We start from the raw sequence: 19861 nt of genomic DNA on the forward strand, positions 1-19861 counted from the left end.
ACTGCATCGGGGGCAAGCCCCCTCCCACACTGACCGCGTTCACACCTTCAGATGTGTAAATACAGTCAAATGTGGGAGGGGGCTTGCCCCCGATAGGGCCGAAGGCCCGCTTCACCCGGCGACGCTGACCTCTTTGGGCAACCGCTGATCAATCACCCGATACAACGCACTGTCCTGCGGCCAGTTGCGCATGAACCGCGCACGGTCTTTGGCATACGCCGCAGCAAAGCTGGCAACCGAGCTGTGTTGGCACATGGCGTCCAGGTCGATCATCGCCCAGCGCCCTTCGCTCCAGAACAGGTTATGCCCCTTGAAATCCCCATGGCTGATGCGCGCCTCGATCAACTCGGCGAACAGCCGGTCCAGCGCCAGCAGTTCATCTTCCGGCGCGTCGCCGCGTTCGACATAGGGCGCAAAGCGCTCGATGATGTCCGGCCCCGGCAGGTATTCGGTGACCAGATAGGCACGGCTGCGCAACCAGAAAAAGCGCTTCTCCAGGACCGCCAGCGGCTTGGGCGTAGCAAAGCCGAGGAACGCCAGGCGATTGCCTTCGCGCCAGGAATGCCAGGCGCGGCTCGGGCGCCAGAAGCGTTTGAGCCAGTGGGTGAAACCCTTGATGTTGTAGCGCTTGATCACCAGAGGCCGGCCGGCCACTTCGACCCTGGCCACGCTCGCGGCGCCGCCGGTCTTGTACAGATGGCCCTGGTCGAGCAGCGCATCGGCCTTTTCAAGCACGGGCAGCATGGCCGCCTCTTCCTCACGGCGAATCGCGCGCAGGCCAAAGGCGCCACGTACCACGCTGAACAGGGTGCATTCGCGGCCGACCTTGTTCAGGTAGTCGCGCAAGCGCCAGGCGCTGACTTTGCGCACCTGCTTTTCCAGAGCCTCCAGCGGCAAGGCATGTTCGCCGTTGGCCAGCAGGTAATACACCAGCAATTCTTCGGTAAACGGCGCGAGGTTTTTCGGCAACTGGGCAAAGAACACCCCGAGGTTTTCCAGCACGCGATTGCGCGACAGCGGCTTGCCCGCCTCTTCGACACGAATCCCCGCGCCATCAATCAGATACAGCTTGCCGCCCTGGCGCAGCAGGTTGTCCAGGTGCAGGTCTTCCTGCCACAAGCCCTTGGCATGCATCTGCGCAATCGCGCCCAGGGCGTCGGCGAGCACGGCGGTTTGTTCGTCGGCCAATGGCGGCAAGCCTTCGACAGCAAGCCAGGCGTCGGCCAGGCTGTGGGCGCCTTCGAGAAACTCGAACAGCAGCCAGCCACCCTCGCCTTCCTGTAAACCGTCGGCCAGCAACAGCGGCGTGGTCAGGCCTTGTTCGGCCAACAACCGCACCCCGCTGCGCTCACGCTGGAAATGCCGCGACGCCGAGTTGCCAACCAGCAGCTTGGCCAGCACCGGGCGACCGCGCCATATTGCGGCGCCGACGTAGCGCTGCCCCGGCAAAACCCGCAGCAGGCTGAGCAGTTGCAGTTGGCCCGGGCCTGCAGCATCGACCAGGTCGAGGGTCAGCGGCAGGCTGGGAGTACGGCCGGCGTTTTTCAGCTCGGATAAACGCATCAGCGGTTTTCCTTGTGGCTGCGGCGCGCGGTAAGACGCTGATACCAGGTGGCGACCAGCGCACTGTCTTCAGGCTGCTCAAGATAAGCCGCCAGAAGCTGTCGCACCTGCGCATCCGACCATTGCGGCGCGCGGCGCAGCAGGGGTTCGAGGTCCTTGACCCGGTCACGCCAGCCGAACAACAAAGGGCGGGTTTTCTCGAGGTCGATCAACTGCGCGGCGTAACCGTCAGCGGTGGCCTGCAGGAAAATATGCTTGGGATAAAAACAGCCATGCACCTGCCCCACGCCGTGCAAACGACGCGCAAGCCTGCCGCAGGCCAGCAGGATGGCGCGCTGCTGGGCGTCGCTCGACTGCGGCCAGTGTTCCAGCAACGAGTCCAAATCGTTCCAACCGTCCAGGGCGCGGGTAAGCAACATCGCACGGCGCTCGCCCTTGACCTTGCGCTCGCCGAAGAACACCGCCTGCAAGGCAGGAATGCCCAGCTTGCGGTACAGGCTGATATTACGAAACTCACGGGCAAAACTTGGCTCGCCGAACGGCCGGTACAAGGTACGCGTCAGGTAGTTGCTCTGGCGCTTGAGGTAGTAACCCTGACCCTCAAGTTCCAGGCGATACACGCTGCTCCATCCGTCACCGCTGGTATTGGGCTCATCCACCGCATCCAGTTGCTTGGCCCACAACGTATCGAAGCTGGCCAGGCCGTTGCGCTCAAGCAAAGCGCGGTCTTCGACCGCGAGGAAGTCACTCATTCACGCCCCTCGAAAAACTTCACCACATGGCGAATCCGTTGTTTGTCTGACGTCGTCAGGTGCGTGCGTTGGCGGTATTGCATGTAGAAACGCAGGCGCTGGGTGGCCGACAGATGATACTTGGCGACCTTGTCCAGGCAGGCCAGGTCTTTGGTAATGCGGTATTTGAGCCAGAAGCCGCGCCAGAAATCGCCGTTGGGACAGTCGATCATGTACAGCGTGCGCTGATCGTCCACCAGCAGGTTGCGCCACTTCAAGTCGTTATGGGTGAAGCGATGGTCGTGCATGGTCCGCGTGTACTCGGCGAGCTGACGGCTGATACCGTCGACCCAGCGAGGGTCTTTCAGACGCGGGTCATTACGTTCGGCCAACACCGATAAATCCTCGGTCCTGGGCAATTCCCGGGTGATCATTGCACCCCGGTCATAGGCCAGGCCCTTGCGATCCAGGCCCCAGGCCACCACATCGGCGGTCGGAATACCCCATTTGGCGAAGCGCTTGAGGTTCTGCCATTCGGATTTCACCCGCGGCTTGCCCAGGTAGCGGCGCAGGCCTTTGCCGGCGCCGACGTACCGCTTGACGTAATAATTGATCCCGCCGCGCTCCACCCGGATCACTTCCGACAGCGGGTCGCGGGTCAGGCGCTCGCCTTGCAGGGCGAACACGGCTTCCAGGCTGCCAAAGTCGTCCGCGAGTGCAGCGTAGGCGGGTTCCAGATTCCACCCCGCCATCAGAGTGCATCCCCGTAACGCTGCTTGCGCGCGTAGAGCTTGTCGGCCTTGCCTTGCAGCCACAGCAACAGAGCGCTTTCCTCGGCGAGTATCTGGCGCAGCGGCTGCTGGAAATAGCCCTTGAGAAAGCGCAGTTTGTCGCGGCGGGTCAGGCCGATGTCCAGCGCCGAGAAGTACAGCGCCGCCAGGTCCTTGTCACGCCAGCGATGGCTGATTTTGTCGCGCGTCTGGGCGCGGTGCAGGTCGATGATCGAGAGCTTGAAATTATCGGCCGTCACCGGCGTATCGGTGTGCAGCAGGAAGTGGCAGATGTAGCAATCACGGTGGTTGACGCCGCCGCGATGCATCATGCCGGTCATGCGCGCCACCTCAGCGATCAGCGCGCGCTTGAGACGCGGCTGCGGCGGCTGCTTGAGCCAGTCGATGCTGAAGTCTTCCAGGCTGACAGTCGGCGCCAGTTCTTCGGTAATGATGAAGGAGTGCTGATCGGCCGGGTTGCTGCCGCGCTCGCCATAGGCCACGGCGGTCATGGTCGGCACGCCCAGTGCCTGCAGGCGCTGGATCGCCAGCCATTCCTGACCGGCGCCCAGCACCGGCAGCTTGGCGGTGACCAGGTTCTTGACGATCTCGCCCCAGCCGATCCCACGGTGGATCTTCACAAAGTAGCCGCGGCCATCCACCTCGGTACGCAGCGTGCGACGCGCCTCCAGTTCACGGTAAACCTCGCCTTGCAGGCGCTCGACAGCGGCGAACGCATCCTGCCCGGCCCAGAGGGTTTTGAACGGTTCGGCAAGCATCAATTTCATCGTTTTGGCTCCGCCAGAATCACATCCGCAGCGTGCTGCGGCATGCTATAGAGGTCGGCCGTCTCGGCGAAGGCCAACCCATTGCGGCCCCAGGCCGCGCGCTGTGCAGAATCAGACAACATCCGCGCCAGGTACCCGTTGAGCTGCGTCTGTTCGAACGGCTCATCCAGGACCAGGCCACTGTCGGCTTCGGCGATGTAATGGGCATAGCCACATACCGCCGAGACCAGCACCGGCAACCCGGCCACCAGGGCTTCGAGCAAGACCGTGCCGGTGTTTTCGTTATACGCCGGGTGGATCAACAGGTCGGCGCCCAGCAGGAAACGCGGGATATCGCTGCGCCCCTTGAGGAACTGCACGTTATCGCCCAAACCCAATGTGGCGCTCTGCAATTGGAATACTTTGGGGTCGTCCTGGCCGATTACAAACAGACGGGCGCGTTTCTTCAATTGCGACGGTAACGCCGCCAGCGCCTTGAGGCTGCGGTCGACGCCCTTGGTCTTGAAGCCCGAACCGATCTGTACCAGCAGCAAGTCGTCCTCGCCCAGGCCGAATTCCTTGCGGAACCCTTCGCGTATGATGGCCGCATCCGGCGGCGCACGGCGATCCTGGGCAATGCCCGGCGGCAGCAGGTGGAAGCGTTCCAGCGGTGTGGCGTAATGCTTGATGAACAGCGGCTGCTGCACCTCGGAAATCATCAGGATTTCGGTCTTGGCGTCCTTGGCAAACACGGCGCGCTCGTAGTCGGCAAAGTGCTTGTAACGACCAAAATAACGGTACAGCGAATGGCGCAGGTTTTGCGCCTTGTCTTCAAAGCAGCCGTCGGCGGCGTAGTACACGTCAAGGTCAGGCATCTTGTTGAAGCCGATCAGGCGATCCACCGGGCGTTTGGCAAGGTCGGCTTTCATCCACGCGCTGAGCTTCTCGTTGCGCCGATGGTTGAAGAATGCCTTGACCGGCGCCACCAGCACTTCAAAGCCCGGCGGGATATCGCCCTCCCAGATCAAGGTGTACACGCGGATTTTATGCCCGCGTTGCTGACACTCCAGGGCGATGCGCATGAAGTCGCGCTGCAGGCCACCGAAGGGAAAATATTTGTACAGTACGAAAGCCAATTGCATCAGTGCAGCTCCTCAGCCAGTAACAACGTGCTCAGCCGGCTCGCTACACGCTCAGGATTGAGGCGCGTGAAGCACAGGGGCGACTCGCGCTTGATGTCGAACCGCCGCAGGTCATCGGCGGTGGGTTGATAAGTGCATTGCTTTTGCAGGCACGGCGCACACGGCCAGTCGCTGGCCAGGTGGATCTGGCCTTTGCCGTAGGCGCCGGTAAGGCCCGGGTTGGTAGGCCCGAACAGAGAAATGGTCGGCACATCCAGCGCAGCCGCCAGATGGCCCAGACCGGTATCCACCGCCACACAGGCACGGGCACCGGCCAACACACGGGCCACGCCCGCCAGGTTCAGTTTTGGCAGCACTTCGGCGTTGGCCAGGCCTTGAGCCAGGCGCTCGGCGCGGGCCTTTTCGACGGCGCTGCCCCACGGCAATTTCACGTCCACGCCCATGCGGCCCATGCGTTCGGCCAGTTCGCGCCAGTAGGCCTCGGGCCAGTGCTTGGTGTCCCAGGTCGTGCCGTGCAGCAGCAGCACGAAGGGTTTCTTCGGCGGCAGGCCCAGCAGTTTCTCGACGCTCAGGCCATAGTCGCCCAGGCCCTTGGGCAGGTCGTAACCCAACGCCACGGCAAACAGTTGGCGCAGACGCTCCACGGCATGTTGCCCTCGGGCCACGGCCAGGCGGCGGGAATAAAAGCGCGCCGCCAGGGGTTCGCGTGCCGAGCTTTTATCGAACCCGGCTACCGGCGCCCGCACGTAGCGGGTCAGCCAGGCACTTTTCAACAGGCCCTGGGCGTCGATCACCAGGTCATACCGGGTCGACTGCAGCGCCTGTTTGAACCGCCGCCATTCGCCGCTCTTGAGGGTTTGCCAGAGGTTCTTGCGCCAGCGACGAATCGCCACCGGGATCACCTTGTCTACCGCCGGGTGCCAGGTCGGGATTTCAGCGAAGCCTTCTTCCACTACCCAGTCGAAACGGATGCCGGGGATCGCCCGCGCCGCGTCGGTCAGTGCCGGCAAGGCGTGGATTACGTCGCCCAGGGATGAGGTCTTGATTACCAGTACCCGCAACTCAGTGAACCTCGACCACGTCGCCCTGCAACCGCTGCAACGCGTCGGTCACCGGCTGCGGCAGCAATTGGCGCAGGCAATTGTAGTGGCCGAAACGGCAGGTGCGCTCAAAACAGGGGCTGCAATCCAGGCCCAGGCGCACCACTTCGACCTTGTCAGCCAACGGTGGCGTGAAACCGGGTGACGTCGAGCCGTACACCGCCACCAAGGGACGGTTCAGCGCGGCGGCAACGTGCATCAGGCCCGAATCATTGGACACCACCGCGTCGGCGCATGACAGCAAGTCGATGGCCTCGGCCAGGGACGTTTCGCCACTGAGGTTCACCGCCTCTTCGCGCAGGCCCGGAATCAGGCGCTGGCGAATATCCTCACCCACCGAATGATCGTTCTTCGAGCCAAACAGCCACACCTGCCAGCCTTCGCGAATCCTGGTCTCGGCGACTTTGGCGTAATGCTCCGACGGCCAGCGCTTGGACTCGCCGAACTCGGCGCCCGGGCACAGCGCCAATACCGGGCGATCCAGCGTCAGGCCGAACTTGGCCAGCGCCGCAGCGCGGGTCAGCGGGTCAATCTGCAAGCTGGGGCGCGGGTACGGCTTGGGCAGTTCAGCGCCCGGTTCGTAGGCCAGGGCCATGAAACGTTCGATCATCAGCGGGTAGCGGACTTTGTCCAGGGTGCGTACGTCATTGAGCAGCACGTAGCGAAACTCGCCGCGCCAGCCGGTACGCTTGGGGATGCCGGCAAAAAACGGCACCAGCGCCGACTTCAGCGAGTTGGGCAACAGGATGGCCTGGTCGTACTGGCCGGCCATGGCTTTGCCGATGCGACGGCGGGTCGCCAATTCCAGCGCGCCATGGCCGAGCGGAAAGCTCAAGGCCTTGCGCACTTGCGGCATGCGCTCAAGGATCGGCCGGCTCCACTCAGGGGCGAGCACGTCGATCTGGCAGTCCGGATAGCGCAGCCGCAGGCACTGGAACAGTGTCTGCGCCATCACCATGTCTCCGACCCAGCTGGGCCCAACGATCAGAATATTCATGTCATTTCCACAAACGATGCGGGGAGGCTTATGCCTCCCCGCCCTAATAGTGTTTCAGCTCAAGCCCAGCGTTTGCCAGATTCGCATCACCTGTCGCCGTTCGTCGGCGAACTGGTCGCCGGCCACCGTACCGGCCTCGTTCTGCAAGGCTTGGCGGTGCGCGGCTGAGCGGTAGGCCTTATACACTTCACGCAGCAAGTGAGCATCGGCGGCGGGCATCAGCCCGACCTGCTCCAGGCCCTCGAGGATGCGGATATTGTCGGTGTAGCGCAGCAACGATGGATGTTGCGCAGACCACGCCAAAGCGGCGTATTGCACCATAAATTCAATATCGACGATACCTCCGGCGTCCTGCTTGAGGTCGAACAGCGCCGTGGCTTCGAAGGCATTGGCGCCCCTGCCGGCCGCCGTGGCCTTGGTACCCAGGTTATCGCGCATCTTGGCGCGCATCTCGCTGACCTCCTGGCGCAGCTTGGCCAGATCCCGCTCACGCCCCAACACGTTGGCGCGTACCTGCTCGAATGCATGGCCCACATCCTGGCTGCCGACCAGGACGCGTGCGCGAATCAGCGCCTGATGCTCCCAGGTCCAGGCTTCATTTTGTTGATAGCGGTCGAATGCGCCCAGCGAACTGACCAGCAAGCCGGACGCCCCTGAAGGTCGCAGACGCATATCCACTTCGTACAACTGGCCGGAGTTGGTCTGGGTGGTCAGCAGGTGAATGATGCGCTGGCCCAGACGCGTGAAGAACTGCGCGCCGTCGATCGGCTTGGCGCCGTCGGTATCGGCCTGCGGGTCGCCGTCATGGATAAACACCAGGTCCAGGTCCGAACCATGCCCCAGTTCGATACCGCCGACCTTTCCATAACCGACAATGATGAACCCGGGATCGCACAGGCTGCCGTCCAGCCGTTGCGGCGAGCCGTGGCGGGCAACAGTCTGGCGCCAGGCCAGGGCCAGCACTTGCTCGAGAATGGCCTCGGCGAGCCAGGTGAGGTAGTCGCTGACTTTCATCAACGGCAGGCTGCCGGCGATTTCCGAGGCCGCCACGCGCAGACGGTGCGCCAGCTTGAAATGGCGCAGCGCTTCCATCTGCTGCTCAAGGTCGTCTTCGGGGATGCGCGTGAGGCGCTCGCGCAACTCGGCGGCCAGTTCCGGCGCCAGCGGTGGCTTGAACAGGCGTCCTTCGTTGAGCAATTCATCCAGCAACAGCGGAAAGCGCGTGATCTGCTCGGCGATCCACGGGCTCGCGGCGCACAGGGTCAGCAGGCGGCGCAGGGCGTCGGGATTCTCGGTGAGCAGCACCAGGTAAGCGGAACGCCGGGCGACGGCTTCCACCAGGGGCAATACGCGCTCCAGTACCAGGTCCGGATTGGCGTGTTCGACAGCCTGGGCCAGCAAGCGCGGGATAAACGCATCCAGGCGCTCGCGGCCGAGGCGCTGCATGGCGCGCAGTTGCGGGCTACCGCGCAGGCCGGCCAGGGCTTTGAGGGCCTTGGGCGCGTCAGTAAAGCCGCCTTCGCCCAATTGGCGGCAGGCCGCGTCGTCGTCCTGGGACTCTTCCCACAGCGGCAGCCACTCCCCGCCGACGACCAACTCGCTTTCTTCACCCTCTTCTTCATCAGGGTCGGCAATCACTTGGCGGAAATGCCAATCCACCCGCCCACGCCAATACATCAAGCGCTCGTGGAACGCGGCCCAATCGGCGAAGCCCAGCATGAAGGCAATACGCGCCTGGTCTTCGGGGCTGTCCGGGAGCATTTGGGTCTGGCGGTCGGCAATCGCCTGGATCGCGTGCTCGGTGTAACGCAGGAATTCGTAGCCATTGCGCAGCTCGGCAATCACCGCTGGCGGCAGGTAGCCCTGGCCTTCCAGGGTGCCGAGCACGTTCAACAGCGGGCGTTGCTGCAGGCTGAGGTCGCGACCACCGTGGATCAGTTGAAACGCCTGGGCGATAAATTCCACCTCGCGAATACCGCCCGAACCCAGCTTGATATTGTCGGCCATGCCCTTGCGCCGCACTTCCTGCTGGATCAACTGCTTCATGGTGCGCAGCGCTTCGATGGCCGAGAAGTCCAGGTAACGGCGATAGACGAACGGGCGCAGCATGTCGAGCAGTTGCGCGCCGGCCACCTGGTCTCCGGCGACGACACGGGCCTTGATCATGGCGTAACGTTCCCAGTCGCGGCCCTGGTCCTGGTAGTACTGCTCCAGCGCATTGAAGCTGAGTACCAGCGCGCCCGCCGAACCGTAGGGGCGCAGGCGCATGTCGACGCGGAAGACAAAACCGTCGACCGTCATCGGGTCGAGCGCCTTGATCAATTTTTGACCAAGACGGATGAAAAACTCCTGGTTATCCAGGGCGCGCTTGACCCCCACTGTCTCGCCGCCTTCGGGGTAGGCGAAGATCAGGTCGATATCCGACGACAGGTTCAGTTCCACGGCCCCGAGCTTGCCCATGCCGAGGATGACCATGTGCTGCGCCTCGCCGCTGCGCCGCCCGGTTGGCGTGCCGAACTGCACGCAATGGCGCTGGTACAGCCACTGGTAGGCCTGGTCGATACAGGCGTCGGCCATGTCGGAGAGGTCGCGACAGGTTTGCACCAGGTCTGCCTGGCGGGTCAGGTCGCGCCAGATGATGCGCACCTGCTGGCGCGTGCGCTGGCGGCGCAGTACACGGCCCATCTGCTCTTCTGTTTCAGCCTGTTGCACGGCACCGGCAATCTGCCCGCACAGTTCACCCGGCGCAAAACCCCGGTCCAGCTCGCCCCAGGCCACCAGCTCGAGCAACATCAAAGGGTCACGAACACTCTGTTCAATCACGAAATCACTGGCGGCGCACACCCGCGCGAAGTCGGCCCAGCGTTGCGGCGTCCAGCCAGAAAGGCCATGATCGTCATCCAGCGCGGCCACGGCGTCACGAAATGACTGCTCGGCCCGACTGGCGTAAGGCAACAGAATGGCCGGCAGTTCGGCCAGCGTAGGAAGGCTCATGGTCTATCCTTGATCGGCGGGTAAATGGCGTGTAGTTGTGAACGCAGGAGCCCTGCTCGATGAAGGACTGTCGAACAAAAGTTAGAAATAGCTGAAATTAAATTAATCTTGGCAGGCAACATCAAACTTTCACCTTTTCTTGTTCGCAATAGACCAACAATAACGATTATGCTCACCAGCCAGACCGAGCCATACGCTCGGTCTTGTGTAGTTTTACTACTCGTATATACATTCGAAAGGCTGAAATGGCCGACGATTTGTAGTAAAACTACAGGACGCCGAAGCAACCTTCGGCCATCCAAGAATTTATGTCGTCTGCCCACAAGGCCAGTCGCAAACTTCAGGCAACCGATTCTGGTAGCCTTTCCGCCCTGGAGCAAGCCATGCAAGACCTCGATCCCGTCGAAACCCAGGAATGGCTGGACGCCCTGGAATCGGTTCTCGACAAAGAAGGCGAAGACCGTGCTCATTACCTGATGACCCGTATGGGCGAACTCGCGACCCGCAGCGGCTCGCAGTTGCCTTACGCCATCACCACGCCATACCGCAACACCATCCCCGTTACCCACGAAGCACGCATGCCTGGCGACCTGTTCATGGAACGCCGCATTCGCTCGCTGGTACGCTGGAACGCCATGGCGATGGTAATGCGCACGAACTTGAAAGATTCGGACCTGGGCGGTCACATCTCCAGCTTCGCTTCCAGCGCAACCCTGTATGACATCGGCTTCAACTACTTCTTCCAGGCCCCGACCGACGAACATGGCGGCGACCTGATCTACTTCCAGGGCCACACCTCGCCAGGCGTCTACGCCCGTGCGTTCATGGAAGGTCGCATCAGCGAAGAACAAATGAACAACTTCCGCCAGGAAGTCGACGGTCAGGGCCTGTCGTCCTACCCGCACCCCTGGCTGATGCCTGATTTCTGGCAGTTCCCGACTGTATCCATGGGCCTGGGCCCGATCCAGGCGATCTACCAGGCGCGTTTCATGAAGTACCTGGAAGCCCGTGGCTTCATCCCCGAAGGCAAGCAGAAAGTCTGGTGCTTCCTGGGCGACGGCGAGTGCGACGAGCCGGAATCCCTGGGCGCCATCTCCCTGGCCGGCCGCGAGAAGCTGGACAACCTGATCTTCGTCATCAACTGCAACCTGCAGCGCCTCGACGGCCCGGTTCGCGGCAACGGCAAGATCATCCAGGAACTCGAAGGCGTGTTCCGCGGTGCTCACTGGAACGTGACCAAAGTCATCTGGGGCCGTTTCTGGGACCCACTGCTGGCCAAGGACGTCGACGGTATCCTGCAACGTCGCATGGACGAAGTCATCGACGGCGAGTACCAGAACTACAAGGCCAAAGACGGCGCGTTCGTTCGCGAGCACTTCTTCAACACGCCTGAACTCAAGGCGATGGTTGCCGACCTGTCCGACGACGAGATCTGGAAACTCAACCGTGGCGGCCACGACCCGTACAAGGTCTACGCGGCGTACCACGAAGCGGTCAACCACAAGGAACAACCGACCGTCATCCTGGCCAAGACCATCAAGGGTTATGGCACCGGTGCCGGCGAAGCGAAGAACACCGCGCACAACACCAAGAAAGTCGACGTCGACAGCCTGAAGCTGTTCCGCGACCGCTTCGACATCCCGGTCAAGGACGAAGAGCTGGAGAACCTGCCGTTCTTCAAGCCGGAGCCGAACAGCGCCGAAGCCCGCTACCTCAGCGAGCGCCGTAGCGCCCTGGGCGGTTTCGTGCCGCAACGCCGCGCCAAGAGCATGAGCATCCCGACGCCGCCACTCGATACCCTCAAGGCTATCCTGGACGGCTCGGGCGACCGTGAAATCTCCACCACCATGGCCTTCGTGCGCATCCTTGCGCAACTGGTCAAGGACAAGGAAATCGGTTCGCGCATCGTCCCGATCATCCCGGACGAAGCCCGTACCTTCGGTATGGAAGGCATGTTCCGCCAGTTGGGCATCTACTCCTCCGTCGGCCAGCTCTACGAGCCAGTCGATAAAGACCAGGTGATGTTCTACAAGGAAGACAAGAAGGGCCAGATCCTCGAAGAAGGCATCAACGAAGCGGGCGCCATGAGCTCCTTCATCGCTGCCGGTACTTCGTACTCCAGCCACAACCAGCCGATGCTGCCGTTCTACATCTTCTACTCGATGTTCGGCTTCCAGCGTATTGGCGACCTGGCCTGGGCAGCCGGCGACAGCCGTACCCGTGGTTTCCTGATCGGCGGCACCGCCGGCCGCACCACGCTCAACGGCGAAGGCCTGCAACACGAAGACGGTCACAGCCACATCCTGGCTGCCACCATCCCGAACTGCCGCACCTTTGATCCAACCTACGGCTACGAGCTGGCGGTGATCATCCAGGACGGCATGAAGAAGATGACCGAAGAGCAGCAGGACGTTTTCTACTACATCACCGTGATGAACGAGTCCTACCAGCAGCCAGCCATGCCGGCCGGCGTGGAAGAAGGCATCATCAAGGGCATGTACCTGCTCGAGGAAGACACCAGGGAAGCGGCGCACCACGTACAGCTGATGGGCTCCGGCACCATCCTGCGCGAAGTGCGTGAAGCGGCGAAGATCCTGCGTGACGAATTCAACGTCGGCGCCGACGTGTGGAGCGTGACCAGCTTCAACGAACTGCGTCGCGACGGCCTGGCCGTAGAGCGCAGCAACCGTCTGCACCCTGGCCAGAAGCCAGCCAAGAGCTATGTCGAAGAATGCCTGGCCGGCCGTAAGGGTCCGGTCATCGCCTCTACCGACTACATGAAACTGTTTGCTGAACAAATTCGCCAGTGGGTCCCGTCCAAGGAATTCAAAGTCCTGGGCACCGACGGTTTCGGTCGCAGTGACAGCCGCAAGAAGCTGCGTCACTTCTTCGAAGTCGACCGTCACTTCGTGGTGTTGGCAGCCCTGGAAGCCTTGGCTGACCGTGGTGAGATCGAACCCAAGGTGGTGGCTGACGCCATCGTCAAGTTCGGGATCAACCCGGAAAAACGCAACCCACTGGACTGCTGAGGAGACTTTTTGTGAGCGAACTCATTCGCGTACCTGACATCGGCAGCGGTGAAGGTGAAGTAATCGAGCTGTTTGTGAAGGTCGGCGACACCGTCGAAGCCGACCAGAGCATCCTGACCCTGGAGTCGGACAAGGCGAGCATGGAAATCCCTGCTCCCAAGGCCGGCGTGGTCAAGAGCCTGAAAGTGAAGCTGGGCGACCGCCTGAAAGAAGGCGACGAACTGCTGGAGCTGGAAATCGAAGGTGCTGCCGATGCAGCGCCTGCGGCTGCCGCTGCACCTGCACCTGCTGCTGAACAGCCTGCCGCTGCCGCCGAGGCCCCAGCGGCCCCGGCTGCCGCACCTGCCGCCGCCACCGTCCAGGACATTCACGTCCCGGACATCGGCTCGTCGGGCAAGGCCAAGATCATCGAGCTGCTGGTCAAGGTCGGCGACACCGTCGAAGCCGACCAGTCGCTGATCACCCTGGAGTCCGACAAGGCCTCCATGGAAATCCCATCGCCGGCTGCCGGCGTGGTGGAAAGCATTGCGGTCAAGCTGGAAGACGAAGTCGGCACCGGTGACTTCATCCTCAAGCTGAAAGTACAAGGCGCTGCGCCTGCGGCCGCTCCAGCACCGGCCGCCGCTCCGGCTGCCAAGGCTGAAGCTGCTCCGGCTGCTGCCGCCCCTGCGCCTGCTGCAAAAGCCGAGGCCGCTCCGGCCCCTGCTGCACCCGCACCCGCGCCAAGCGGAGCCAAAGTTCACGCCGGCCCGGCTGTACGCCAACTGGCCCGTGAATTCGGCGTCGAGCTGAGCGCCGTCTCGGCCAGCGGTCCTCACGGTCGCGTGCTGAAGGAAGACGTGCAGGCTTACGTCAAGGCCATGATGCAGAAGGCCAAGGAAGCGCCAGCTGCCGGTGGCGCTACCGGGGGCTCGGGCATTCCGCCGATCCGTACCGTGGATTTCAGCCGTTTCGGCGAAATCGAAGAAGTGCCGATGACTCGCCTGATGCAAATCGGCGCGGCCGGCCTGCACGCGAGCTGGCTGAACATCCCGCACGTGACTCAGTTCGACCAGGCCGATATCACCGACCTGGAAGCCTTCCGCGTTGCGCAGAAAGCCGTGGCCGAGAAGGCCGGCGTGAAGCTGACCGTGCTGCCCCTGCTGCTCAAGGCCTGTGCACACCTGCTCAAGGAACTGCCGGACTTCAACAGCTCGCTGGCGCCAAGCGGCAAAGCGATCATCCGCAAGAAGTACGTGAACATCGGCTTTGCGGTCGACACCCCTGACGGCCTGCTGGTACCGGTCATCAAGAACGTCGACCAGAAGAGCCTGCTGCAACTGGCTGGCGAAGCGGCTGCGTTGGCCGCCAAGGCCCGCGACAAGAAGCTCACCCCGGACGACATGCAGGGCGCGTGCTTCACCATCTCCAGCCTCGGGCACATTGGCGGTACGGGCTTCACGCCAATCGTCAACGCGCCGGAAGTGGCGATCCTGGGTGTGTCCAAGGCGACTATCCAGCCGGTGTGGGACGGTAAAGCGTTCCAGCCCAAGCTGATGCTGCCACTGTCGCTGTCCTACGATCACCGCGTGATCAACGGCGCCGCAGCGGCACGCTTCACCCAGCGCCTGAGCCAGTTGCTCAACGACATCCGCACCATCCTGCTGTAAGCCGCAACGGCCTCCCCTGGCGGGAGGCCATTGCCGCCTCGATTTCCGAGCGCCACGCTCGTACCTCAACCCCGCCACTTGGCGGGGCTTTTTTTGGATTTTTTGTACACACAGGACAGGCTTGTACACCTTCTGTCACCCTGATTGCAGAAATCCCCCGGGTGGCCGATAACACCCTTATAGCACTTAGCCTTCATCCTCTCTTGTCAGTGCGTGCCGCATGATGCAACCTTGCCGCAAGCAACAGTAAAAGAGGGCGTGAGCCCGGCGCCGTGCGCATTTTCCCAAGCGAGTTTCCCCCATGAAAAGCCAACCCGATGTTGCCCGAATGGCGACCGAGGTAGTGACGCAATTACCGGTGCCTTCGCGCCTCGGTATGCTGCGTTTCGAGCGGCTGAATGAGGCAAGCTGGGCGCTGCTCTACCTTGACCCCAATTGCGAGCGCCAATTCGGCTTGCCGGCGGTCGAACTGTGCGCCCTGCTGGGCACGCCGTACGCCAGCCTGATGGAGCCCCAGGCGCGCTATCAACTGCACGACGCGATCCAGCAGCAACTGAGCCACAGCGCCCACTACCTGGTGCGCTACACCCTGCACACCAGCGATGGCCCGCTGAGCCTGCTCGAAATGGGCGAGGCCTACAAACAGCACAACCGTCACCTGCTGCGCGGCTACCTGATGGTGGTGGATGGCCTGTTCAGCGAACTGCCCGTCACGGTGCCGACCGCCGACCTGGAAAACCAGAACAGCCGCCTGCAAATCGCCCTGGAACTCAACCAGCGTGCGCAGCAGGAGCAACTGCAGCACCTGGAGCGGGTACGCGCCCAGCAGGAGTTGATCCTGCTGCTGGCCCGCCAGCGCTACACCACGCCCAATTCGCTGCAAGAAGCCGCCGAACTGATCACCCGCAGCGCCTGCGACATCTATCAGATCGATCGCGCCAGCATCTGGAATCTGGACGGCCAGCACCTGGTGCCGATTTCGGCCTATCTGCGCGCCGATCAACGCCACTATTTGCCCGAAGCGATCGACGCCAGCTGCTTCCCCGACTACCTCGAAGCCCTGCACAGCAGCCGCGCCATCGATGCCACCCATGCCGTGCGCGACCCGCGCACCCGGGAAATGGCCGAAAGCCTGATCGCCAAGGATGTCCACGCCATGCTCGACGCGAGCATCCGCGTGGATGGCCAGGTCGTCGGCGTGCTGTGCCTGGAGCAAAGCGGCAGTTCGCGAGCATGGCAGTCCGATGAGATCGCCTTTGCCGGCGAGCTGGCGGACCAGTTCGCCCAAGTCATCAACAACCACAACCGGCGCACCGCCACCAGCGCCCTGCACCTGTTCCAGCGCGCGGTGGAACAGAGCGCCAACGCGTTTCTGCTGGTCAATTGCGATGGCGTGGTGGAGTACGTCAACCCAAGCTTTACCGCCATTACCCAATACAGCGCCGAAGAGGTGCACGGCCACCGCCTGGCGCAGTTGCCGGCCCTGGAGAACCTCAGCGAGTTGCTGTTCGACGCGCCGTCGGTCCTGGCCAAAAGCAACAGCTGGCAAGGCGAATTCAAAAGCCGGCGCAAAAACCTTGAACCCTACTGGGGCCAGTTGTCGATTTCCAAGGTATATGGCGACAACCGGGAGTTGACCCATTACATCGGCATCTACGAAGACATTACCCAGACCAAGCTGGCGCAACAGCGCATCGAACGCCTGGCCTACACCGACAACCTGACCAACCTGGGCAACCGCCCGGCGTTCATCCGCAACCTCGATGAGCGCTTTGCCCGCGACAGCGACAGCCCGATCAGCCTGCTGCTGGTGGACATCGACAACTTCAAGCGGATCAACGACAGCCTCGGCCACCAGACCGGTGACAAGCTGCTGATCAGCCTGGCCCGTCGTCTGCGCAACAGTTTGAGCAGCGGCGGCAGCCTGGCGCGCTTTGCCAGTAACGAGTTTGCGGTGCTGCTTGACGATGCCGACATGGAGACCGGCCAGCAGGTGGCCAGCCAGTTACTGGCCACCCTCGACAAACCGATGTTCGTCGACAACCAGTTGATCAGCGTGACCGGCTCCGTGGGCCTCGCCTGCGCGCCGCTGCACGGGCGCGACCCGCAGACCCTGATGCGCAACGCCGGCCTGGCCCTGCACAAGGCCAAGGCCAACGGCAAACACCAGGTACAGGTGTTTACCGAAGCGCTGAATGCCGAGGCCAGCTACAAGCTGTTTGTGGAAAACAACCTGCGCCGCGCCCTGACCCAGAATGAGCTGGACGTGTTCTACCAGCCCAAGCTGTGCCTGCGCAGTGGTCGCCTGCTGGGCATGGAAGCGCTGTTGCGCTGGAACCACCCGGAAAAGGGCATGATCCGCCCCGACCAGTTCATCAGCGTGGCCGAAGAGACCGGCTTGATCATCCCCATCGGCAAGTGGGTCGCCCGGCAGGCGTGCCGCATGAGCCGTCGATTGACGGCCGCGGGCCTGGGTAATTTGCAGGTGGCGATCAACCTGTCGCCCAAGCAGTTTTCCGACCCGGACCTGGTGGCCTCGATTGCCACGATCCTCAAGGAGGAACAGTTGCCGGCCAACCTGCTGGAGCTGGAGCTGACCGAAGGCCTGCTGCTGGAAGCCACCGAAGACACACGCCAGCAACTGGACCAACTGAAGAGTTTTGGCCTGACCCTGGCCATGGACGACTTCGGTACCGGTTACTCGTCGCTGAGCTACTTGAAAAAATTCCCCATCGACATCATTAAGATCGACCGCAGCTTTATCCACGAAATCCCGGACAACCAGGACGACATGGAGATCACCTCGGCGGTCATCGCCATGGCTCACAACCTCAAGCTCAAGGTGGTGGCCGAAGGTATCGAGACCGCCGAGCAACTGGCGTTCCTGCGCCGGCATCGTTGCGACGTGGGCCAGGGCTATCTGTTCGACCGGCCAATCCCCGGCGCAGAGCTGCTGGAAAAGCTCAAACGTTATCCACGCGGGCCAATTGCCTGACAGCGCGGTAACACTCGGGCACACTGGCTGTCTGAAAATTTACTGTTACTCAACCTGACGAGAGGACTGATCATGGTCTTGCGCTCGGAAATTCTGGTGAACAAAAACGTGCTGCCTACTCAAGAACAAGCCTTGCCCGGCCGTGAAACCCCGATGGCATTGCCCGAAACTCACTTCGTCAACGGCAACCCGTTGCTGGGCCCTTTTACCGACGACGTCGGTTTCGCGATCTTCGGCCTCGGTTGCTTCTGGGGCGCCGAGCGCAAATTCTGGGAGCGCGACGGGGTGGTCAGTACCGTGGTCGGCTACGCCGGCGGCTTCACGCCGAACCCGACCTACGAAGAAGTCTGCTCGGGCCTGACCGGCCACAGCGAAGTGGTGCTGGTGGTCTACGACCAGGCCAAAGTGAAATACGAAGACCTGCTGAAGATGTTCTGGGAACTGCACAACCCGACCCAGGGCATGCGCCAGGGCAACGACATCGGCAGCCAATACCGTTCGGTGATCTATGCCACCACGCCGGAGCAACTGGCAGCGGCCAAGGCCAGTGCCGAGGCGTATCAGCAAGAACTGACCAAGGCCGGTCTGGGTGAGATCACCACCGAAATCGACGAAGCGCCGACGGTGTACTTCGCCGAGGCGTATCACCAGCAGTACCTGGCGAAGAACCCGCAGGGCTATTGCGGCATCGGCGGCACCGGCGTGACCTGCCCGATCTAAAGCACAACACAGATTAAAAAATGTGGGAGGGGGCTTGCCCCCGATAGCGGAGTGTCAGTTACAGATGTAATGACTGACACCCAGCAATCGCGGGCAAGCCCCCTCCCACATTGGGTCCTTGCTTGGCTTCAGAGCCGGTTACCCAGCGAGAAGCCAATCCTGGATCAGCGGCACTGGCGCGACCTGCCCGATCTAAAGAGCAACACAGGTTAAAAATGTGGGAGGGGGCTTGCCCCCGATAGCGGAGTGTCAGTTACAGATGTAATGACTGACACCCAGCAATCGGGGGCAAGCCCCCTCCCACATTGGGTCCTTGCTTTGCTTCAAAGCCGGTTACCCAGCGAGAAGCCAATCCATGGATCAGCGGCACTGGCGTGACCTGCCCGATCTAAAGCACAACACAGATTAAAAAATGTGGGAGGGGGCTTGCCCCCGATAGCGGAGTGTCAGTTACAGATGCAATGACTGACACCCAGCAATCGGGGGCAAGCCCCCTCCCACATTGGGTTCTGCGTTTGTATTGAGATTAGTTACTCAGCGATAAGCCAATCCATCTGCCAGCCACCCTGGGTCTGGCCAAGCTTCTTGGACAGCCATGGCAGCAGTTCACGCAATTCCTCTTCCAGCCCCCACGGCGGGTTGGCAATCGCCAGGCCCGAGCCGGTCAGGGTGTTGGGCGTGTCCAGCGGGTGCACCAGCAGCTCCACGCGCAACAGTTTCGGCGCGCCGGTGCCGGCCAGGTCCTGGTAAAAGCGGCGCAGCATGCGCGGGTCTTTCACCGGGTACCAGATCGCTGCGACGGTCTGGCGCATGCGGCTCACGGCTTCCTTGAGGGACGCCGCGCAGCGCTGCATTTCGTCGAGCTTTTCGAACGGTGGGTCGATCAGCATCAGCGCGCGCTTTTCCGGTACTGGCAACAAGGCGCGCGGCACATGCCAGCCTTCGCCCAGGTGCACTTTGACTCGGCGATCACCCTTCATGTTGTCCTTGAGCAGCACGCCGTCTTCCGGGTGTTTTTCGTTGAGCAACACACGGTCCTGAGGCCGCGTCAGGCGCCGCGCCAGCTCCGGCGAGCCCGGGTAGTAGCGCAACTGGCCATCCGGGTTCATCTCGTGCAGCACACGCATGTAATCGGCGGTGAGCGGCGGCAGGTCGTTGGCGCCCCACAGGCGGGCGATGCCTTCCAGGTATTCACCGGTGCGGTTGGCCTGGTCACCCTGCAGGTCGTACAGACCAATGCCGGCGTGGGTATCGAGGTAGGCGAACGGCTGCTCCTTGCGCGACATCAGGGCGATGAGGCGGGTCAAGGTCAGGTGTTTGAAGACATCGGCGTGGTTGCCGGCGTGAAAGGCGTGACGATAATTCATGGTTGCTCCTGCGCAGGGGGCGAAGTTTACCTTCTAC

The 19861-nt window shown here is 62.3% G+C and carries 13 protein-coding genes; 4 read left to right on the forward strand and 9 right to left on the reverse strand.

All coding sequences use genetic code 11. From position 1 onward, the window contains the following. Positions 1–111 precede the first annotated feature (111 nt). The 8 genes from BFP89_RS16775 to glnE are packed head-to-tail and all read right to left on the reverse strand — an operon-like array spanning position 112 to position 10064. Complete coding sequence (locus tag BFP89_RS16775; protein ID WP_065886568.1) at positions 112–1563, reverse strand: lipopolysaccharide kinase InaA family protein; 1452 nt, start codon at positions 1561–1563, stop codon at positions 112–114. Then, complete coding sequence (locus BFP89_RS16780; protein WP_065886569.1) at positions 1563–2315, reverse strand: lipopolysaccharide kinase InaA family protein; 753 nt, start codon at positions 2313–2315, stop codon at positions 1563–1565. The genes BFP89_RS16775 and BFP89_RS16780 overlap by 1 nt, the downstream gene beginning before the upstream one ends. Further along, on the reverse strand, positions 2312–3046 hold the full coding sequence (locus tag BFP89_RS16785) for a lipopolysaccharide kinase InaA family protein (RefSeq protein ID WP_065886570.1): 735 nt from the start codon (positions 3044–3046) through the stop codon (positions 2312–2314). Before BFP89_RS16785 ends, BFP89_RS16780 begins: the two co-directional genes overlap by 4 nt. Further along, positions 3046–3852: a lipopolysaccharide core heptose(I) kinase RfaP gene (gene rfaP, locus BFP89_RS16790; RefSeq protein ID WP_065886571.1), complete on the reverse strand. Its 807-nt coding sequence runs from the start codon at positions 3850–3852 to the stop codon at positions 3046–3048. Before rfaP ends, BFP89_RS16785 begins: the two co-directional genes overlap by 1 nt. Next, on the reverse strand, positions 3849–4973 hold the full coding sequence (locus tag BFP89_RS16795; protein WP_065886572.1) for a glycosyltransferase family 4 protein: 1125 nt from the start codon (positions 4971–4973) through the stop codon (positions 3849–3851). Before BFP89_RS16795 ends, rfaP begins: the two co-directional genes overlap by 4 nt. Further along, positions 4973–6034 (reverse strand): lipopolysaccharide heptosyltransferase I, encoded by a 1062-nt coding sequence (waaC, locus tag BFP89_RS16800; RefSeq protein ID WP_065886573.1) that lies wholly within the window; start codon positions 6032–6034, stop codon positions 4973–4975. Before waaC ends, BFP89_RS16795 begins: the two co-directional genes overlap by 1 nt. Before the next feature lies 1 nt (position 6035). Beyond that, complete coding sequence (gene waaF, locus BFP89_RS16805) at positions 6036–7070, reverse strand: lipopolysaccharide heptosyltransferase II (protein ID WP_065886574.1); 1035 nt, start codon at positions 7068–7070, stop codon at positions 6036–6038. 54 nt (positions 7071–7124) lie between these two features. Continuing rightward, entirely contained in the window at positions 7125–10064 is a 2940-nt protein-coding gene (gene glnE / locus BFP89_RS16810) for a bifunctional [glutamate--ammonia ligase]-adenylyl-L-tyrosine phosphorylase/[glutamate--ammonia-ligase] adenylyltransferase (protein ID WP_065886575.1), read from the reverse strand. Positions 10065–10447: 383 nt separating this feature from the next. Between glnE and aceE the strand changes: the two genes are divergently transcribed. From aceE to msrA, 4 genes are all read left to right on the forward strand, one after another. Further along, complete coding sequence (gene aceE / locus BFP89_RS16815) at positions 10448–13093, forward strand: pyruvate dehydrogenase (acetyl-transferring), homodimeric type (RefSeq protein WP_065886576.1); 2646 nt, start codon at positions 10448–10450, stop codon at positions 13091–13093. 11 nt (positions 13094–13104) lie between these two features. Continuing rightward, positions 13105–14742 (forward strand): dihydrolipoyllysine-residue acetyltransferase, encoded by a 1638-nt coding sequence (gene aceF / locus BFP89_RS16820; protein ID WP_065886577.1) that lies wholly within the window; start codon positions 13105–13107, stop codon positions 14740–14742. A 301-nt stretch (positions 14743–15043) separates the two neighbouring features. Beyond that, the gene (locus BFP89_RS16825; protein ID WP_065886578.1) at positions 15044–17737 is read left to right on the forward strand and encodes a putative bifunctional diguanylate cyclase/phosphodiesterase; all 2694 of its coding nucleotides are present in this window, start codon (positions 15044–15046) and stop codon (positions 17735–17737) included. Positions 17738–17809: 72 nt separating this feature from the next. Further along, on the forward strand, positions 17810–18457 hold the full coding sequence (gene msrA / locus BFP89_RS16830) for a peptide-methionine (S)-S-oxide reductase MsrA (protein WP_065886579.1): 648 nt from the start codon (positions 17810–17812) through the stop codon (positions 18455–18457). Between the two features lie 530 nt (positions 18458–18987). On the opposite strand, the gene BFP89_RS16835 is transcribed toward msrA, so the two are convergent. Further along, the gene (locus tag BFP89_RS16835; RefSeq protein ID WP_065886580.1) at positions 18988–19824 is read right to left on the reverse strand and encodes a 23S rRNA (adenine(2030)-N(6))-methyltransferase RlmJ; all 837 of its coding nucleotides are present in this window, start codon (positions 19822–19824) and stop codon (positions 18988–18990) included. Between the last annotated feature and the right edge of the window lie 37 nt (positions 19825–19861).

It is taken from the genome of Pseudomonas sp. 31 R 17 (assembly GCF_900004915.1).
Taxonomy (GTDB): Bacteria; Pseudomonadota; Gammaproteobacteria; order Pseudomonadales; family Pseudomonadaceae; genus Aquipseudomonas; species Aquipseudomonas orientalis_A.

Excerpts from the sequence above, each read along its gene's own strand:
- BFP89_RS16780 (WP_065886569.1), bottom strand. The coding sequence starts at position 2,315 with ATGAGTGACTTCCTCGCGGTCGAAGACCGCGCTTTGCTTGAGCGCAAC.
- BFP89_RS16785 (WP_065886570.1), bottom strand. The coding sequence starts at position 3,046 with ATGGCGGGGTGGAATCTGGAACCCGCCTACGCTGCACTCGCGGACGAC.
- rfaP (WP_065886571.1), bottom strand. The coding sequence starts at position 3,852 with ATGAAATTGATGCTTGCCGAACCGTTCAAAACCCTCTGGGCCGGGCAG.
- BFP89_RS16835 (WP_065886580.1), bottom strand. The coding sequence starts at position 19,824 with ATGAATTATCGTCACGCCTTTCACGCCGGCAACCACGCCGATGTCTTC.
- aceE (WP_065886576.1), top strand. The coding sequence starts at position 10,448 with ATGCAAGACCTCGATCCCGTCGAAACCCAGGAATGGCTGGACGCCCTG.
- waaF (WP_065886574.1), bottom strand. The coding sequence starts at position 7,070 with ATGAATATTCTGATCGTTGGGCCCAGCTGGGTCGGAGACATGGTGATG.
- BFP89_RS16795 (WP_065886572.1), bottom strand. The coding sequence starts at position 4,973 with ATGCAATTGGCTTTCGTACTGTACAAATATTTTCCCTTCGGTGGCCTG.
- BFP89_RS16775 (WP_065886568.1), bottom strand. The coding sequence starts at position 1,563 with ATGCGTTTATCCGAGCTGAAAAACGCCGGCCGTACTCCCAGCCTGCCG.
- msrA (WP_065886579.1), top strand. The coding sequence starts at position 17,810 with ATGGTCTTGCGCTCGGAAATTCTGGTGAACAAAAACGTGCTGCCTACT.
- BFP89_RS16825 (WP_065886578.1), top strand. The coding sequence starts at position 15,044 with ATGAAAAGCCAACCCGATGTTGCCCGAATGGCGACCGAGGTAGTGACG.
- glnE (WP_065886575.1), bottom strand. The coding sequence starts at position 10,064 with ATGAGCCTTCCTACGCTGGCCGAACTGCCGGCCATTCTGTTGCCTTAC.